The sequence below is a fragment of the Geomonas sp. genome (assembly GCF_056994735.1).
The window spans coordinates 1-3,627 of record NZ_JBXKJL010000383.1 but is presented as its reverse complement, the minus strand read 5'-3'; the positions used below and the strand labels follow the sequence as shown (position 1 = coordinate 3,627).

At 58.2% G+C, this 3,627-nt stretch carries 4 protein-coding genes; 1 reads left to right on the top strand and 3 read right to left on the bottom strand.

Annotated elements, in window-relative coordinates; genetic code table 11:
• Positions 1-881: hybrid sensor histidine kinase/response regulator (locus AC11W3_RS16460; protein WP_484093379.1), on the top strand; the 881-nt coding region annotated here is incomplete at its 5' end.
• 2 nt (positions 882-883) lie between these two features.
• Here AC11W3_RS16460 and AC11W3_RS16455 read toward each other — a convergent pair.
• The 3 genes from AC11W3_RS16455 to htpG all read right to left on the bottom strand — a co-directional run bounded on the left by AC11W3_RS16455 (position 884) and on the right by htpG (position 3,503).
• Positions 884-1,168: a HigA family addiction module antitoxin gene (locus AC11W3_RS16455; protein ID WP_484090226.1), complete on the bottom strand. Its 285-nt coding sequence runs from the start codon at positions 1,166-1,168 to the stop codon at positions 884-886.
• 14 nt (positions 1,169-1,182) lie between these two features.
• Positions 1,183-1,461 (bottom strand): type II toxin-antitoxin system RelE/ParE family toxin, encoded by a 279-nt coding sequence (locus AC11W3_RS16450; protein WP_484090218.1) that lies wholly within the window; start codon positions 1,459-1,461, stop codon positions 1,183-1,185.
• 107 nt (positions 1,462-1,568) lie between these two features.
• The gene (gene htpG / locus AC11W3_RS16445) at positions 1,569-3,503 is read right to left on the bottom strand and encodes a molecular chaperone HtpG (RefSeq protein WP_484090217.1); all 1,935 of its coding nucleotides are present in this window, start codon (positions 3,501-3,503) and stop codon (positions 1,569-1,571) included.
• Positions 3,504-3,627: the final 124 nt, after the last annotated feature.

The window sequence follows — 3,627 nt, the reverse complement described above, 5'->3', positions numbered from 1 at the left end:
AGGAGATGGGGCAGATGCTGGAGGTCTCCATTTCCAAGAAGGTGGCGCTTTGCTACCGGTTCGCTCCCGACCTTCCTGCCATCAGCGGGGATGCCACGCAGCTGCGCCAGGTCATACTGAACCTGGTGATCAATGCCTCCGAGGCGATCGGCGACAACCGCGGGACCATAACCATCGGCACCGATTGCGTCCATTGCGACAGGGAATATCTTTCCGACTTCTGGATCGATGACCGTCTCCCTGAGGGGAAGTACGTGGTTGTCGAGGTGGCGGATACCGGGTGCGGGATGGACCGGGAGATCATTCCGAAGATCTTCGATCCCTTCTTCACTACCAAGTTCACCGGTCGCGGGCTCGGTATGGCGGCGGTCCTAGGTATCGTGCGCGGGCACAAGGGGGCCATAAAGGTCTACAGCGAGAAGGGGAAGGGGACCTCCTTCAGGATGCTCCTCCCCGCCGTGGCAGACGCAGCTGAAGTCCAGCGTGCCGAGGCCGCCGGCGACGGGCTTTTCAAGGGGGAGGGGACCGTCCTTCTGGTGGACGACGAGGAGAGCATAAGGGCCGTGGCGGAAAATATGCTGCAGGCGCTGGGCTTCAAGGTCCTTTGCGCCTCGGAAGGGGGGGAGGGTGTCGGGATCTTCCAGCGGTGCAGGGAAGAGATCGTCTGCGTCCTGCTCGACCTGACCATGCCACAGCTGGACGGGGAGGAGACCTTCCGGGAACTGCGGAAGATCGACCCTGAGGCGAGGGTGATCATTTCCAGCGGCTACAACGAGCACGAGGTGAGTCTGAAGTTCGCCGGGCAGGACAGGCTGCGCTTCATCCAAAAGCCCTTCAGGCTGGCAGACGTGAGCAGGAAGTTCAGGGAGATCCTGGGGTGAAACTACGCTGCCTTCGACAGTCTTTGCACTCCCTGGATAGTGCCCTTCTGGGTCGTCTTCCATAGATCGTACTGCATCTGCTGGACCAGCCAGCTCTCAGGGGTAGTGTCGAAGGCAATGGCCAGGCGCATCGCCATTTCAGGAGTTATCCCGCTTCTGGCATTGAGTACCGAAGAGAGTGCTTTTCTGCTCACGCCCAAAGCTCTCGCAGCCTCTGTCACAGTCAAGCCGAGCGGCTCAAGGCAAAGCGTCCGGATTACTTCGCCCGGATGCGGGGGATTGTGCATCATGACCTTCTCCTTCAATGGTAGTCCAGGTAGTCGACGTCATAGACATCATATCCTTCAAAACGAAAGAGAATGCGCCAGTTCCCACTGACGTCGACGGCGTGAAAGCCGCTATAGTTTCCTGCCAGCTGATGCAGACGCAGTCCTGGCAAATTCATGTCCATAGGGATCTGGGCAGCATCGAGACGCGCCAGAATGAGTCGAACCTTCGCGGCGTGGCTCGCTTGAATCCCGGCTTTGTTTCCGGAGGCAAAATATCTTTGCAAGCCTTTGTGCCTGAAGGACTTGATCATGATGGACTGTAACCTGTTGGGTTACAATTTGCAACCTGCAAAAAAGCGGGGGCGGATCAAACGATCCGCCCCCGCTTCTGTTCGTGCCTCTGTAAACCGCTTCGCTGCTACTTCGCTCCGGCCACCATCAGCTCGCTGACCAGCCTGCTGAAGCGCAGCGGGTCCTTGATGGCGCTTCCCTCGGTCAGCAGGGCCTGGTCGAAGAGGAGCTCGCAGTAGTCGGCCAGTTTCGGGTTCCCCTGGTCCTTCTCGTACATCGAGGTCATGACCTGCATGATCGGGTGGTCCGGGTTCAGTTCCAGAATCCGCTTGGACTCCGGCACGTCCTGGTTCATGGCCTTCAGGATCTTCTCCATGTTGGCGTTCAGGCCCATCTCGTCCGCCACCAGGCAGCAGGCGCTCTCGGTAAGACGCGAGGATAACCTGACTTCCTTGATGTTTTCCTTGAGGGTCTCCTGGATATAGGACATGAGGCCGCTGTACTCCTTCTTCGCCTCTTCCTTCTGGGCCTCCTTCTCCTTCTTTTCCTCCTCGGACTCCAGCTCCAGATCGCCCCTGTCGATGGCCTTCAGGTGCTTCTCGTTGTAGGAGTCGACCGCCTGTACCACCCACTCGTCGACGGGATCGGTCATGTAGATGACCTCGTAGTCCTTCTTGCGGAAGACCTCCATGTACGGGGAGTTTTCCACCGCCGCCCTCGACATGCCGGTGATGTAGTAGATCTCCTTCTGCCCTTCGGGCATCCGCTCCACGTACTCTTTGAGCGAGACGTACTTCCCGTTCTCGGTCTTCGAGCTCTCATAGAGCATGAGGTCCTGGAGCTTCTCCTTGTTGGCGTAATCGAAGTGGATACCTTCCTTCAGTACCGGCCCGAATTCCTGCCAGAACTTGAGGTAGTCCTCGGCGTTTTTCTCCTTCATCTCTGCCAGGGTGGAGATTACCTTCCCGACCAGGCTCTTCTGGATTCTCTTGATCTGCACGTCCTCCTGCAGGATCTCGCGGGAGACGTTGAGCGGCAGGTCGCTTGAGTCCACCACCCCCTTGATGAAGCGCAGGTAGTCGGGGAGGAGGGCCTCGCAGTTGTCGGTGATGTAGACCCGCTTCACGTAGAGGTGCACGCCCTTCTTGTGGTCCCTGAGGAAGAGGTCGAACGGCTTGTGGGACGGGATGTAGACGATCGACTTGAACTCGCTCACCCCTTCCGCCGAGTAGTGGATGGTGGAGAGCGGCTTGTCGTAGTCGTGGGAGATGTGCTTGTAGAACTCGAGGTACTCCTCCTCGGTGATCTCGCTCTTGGGCCTGGTCCAGATGGCCTTCATCGAGTTCAGGGTCTCCTCGGTGGTGGTGTCGATGGTGCCGCCCCCCTCGATGACCTTGCCGTCCTGGTCCTTGACCGGTTCGCTGCGGGTCACGTCCATCACCACCGGGTACTGCACGTAGTCGGAGTATTTCTTCACGATGGAGCGGATCTTCCACTCGTCGAGGAACTCCTTCATCTCCTCCTTCAGGTGAAGAACGATCTCGGTGCCGCGGGTTTCCTTCTCGCACTCCTCGATGGTGTAGCTGCCGTCGCCGGTCGACTCCCAGCGGCAGCCGTACTCCTTGCCCCCCGCCTTCCTGGTGGTCAGCGTCACCTTGTCGGCTACCATGAAAGAGGCGTAGAAGCCCACGCCGAACTGGCCGATCAGTTCCGGGTTATCCGCCAGGTTCCGCTCCTTGAGCGCGGCCACGAAGTTCCTGGTCCCCGACTTGGCGATGGTGCCGATGTTGTCGGCGACCTCGTCGATGCTCATGCCGATGCCGTTGTCGATTACCGTCAGGGTGCCGGCCTCCTTATCGGCGTGGAGTTTGATCTTCCAGTCGGCATTTCCTTCCAGAAGCTCCATGTTGGAGTGCGACTCGAACCTTATCTTGTCTATCGCGTCAGAGGCGTTGGAAATCAGCTCCCGCAGGAAGATCTCCTTGTTGGAGTAGAGGGAGTGGATCACCAGATCCAGGAGCTGCTGCACCTCGGTCTCGAACTTCTTGACGGTTTTGCCCATGTGTCGATGTTCTCCTTTTCAGCACTTTTTGGTAAGCTCACAGGAACCTAATCACTGCCCATCCGAATTTCAAGGGGGAAAACGTAAAAACGTGAAAGGTGAAAGGTGAAAGGTGAAAGGTGAA

Bases quoted from the DNA above. Each gene is read 5' to 3' on its own strand.
- AC11W3_RS16455 (WP_484090226.1), bottom strand. From the start codon at position 1,168: ATGCACAATCCCCCGCATCCGGGCGAAGTAATCCGGACGCTTTGCCTT.
- AC11W3_RS16450 (WP_484090218.1), bottom strand. From the start codon at position 1,461: ATGATCAAGTCCTTCAGGCACAAAGGCTTGCAAAGATATTTTGCCTCC.
- htpG (WP_484090217.1), bottom strand. From the start codon at position 3,503: ATGGGCAAAACCGTCAAGAAGTTCGAGACCGAGGTGCAGCAGCTCCTG.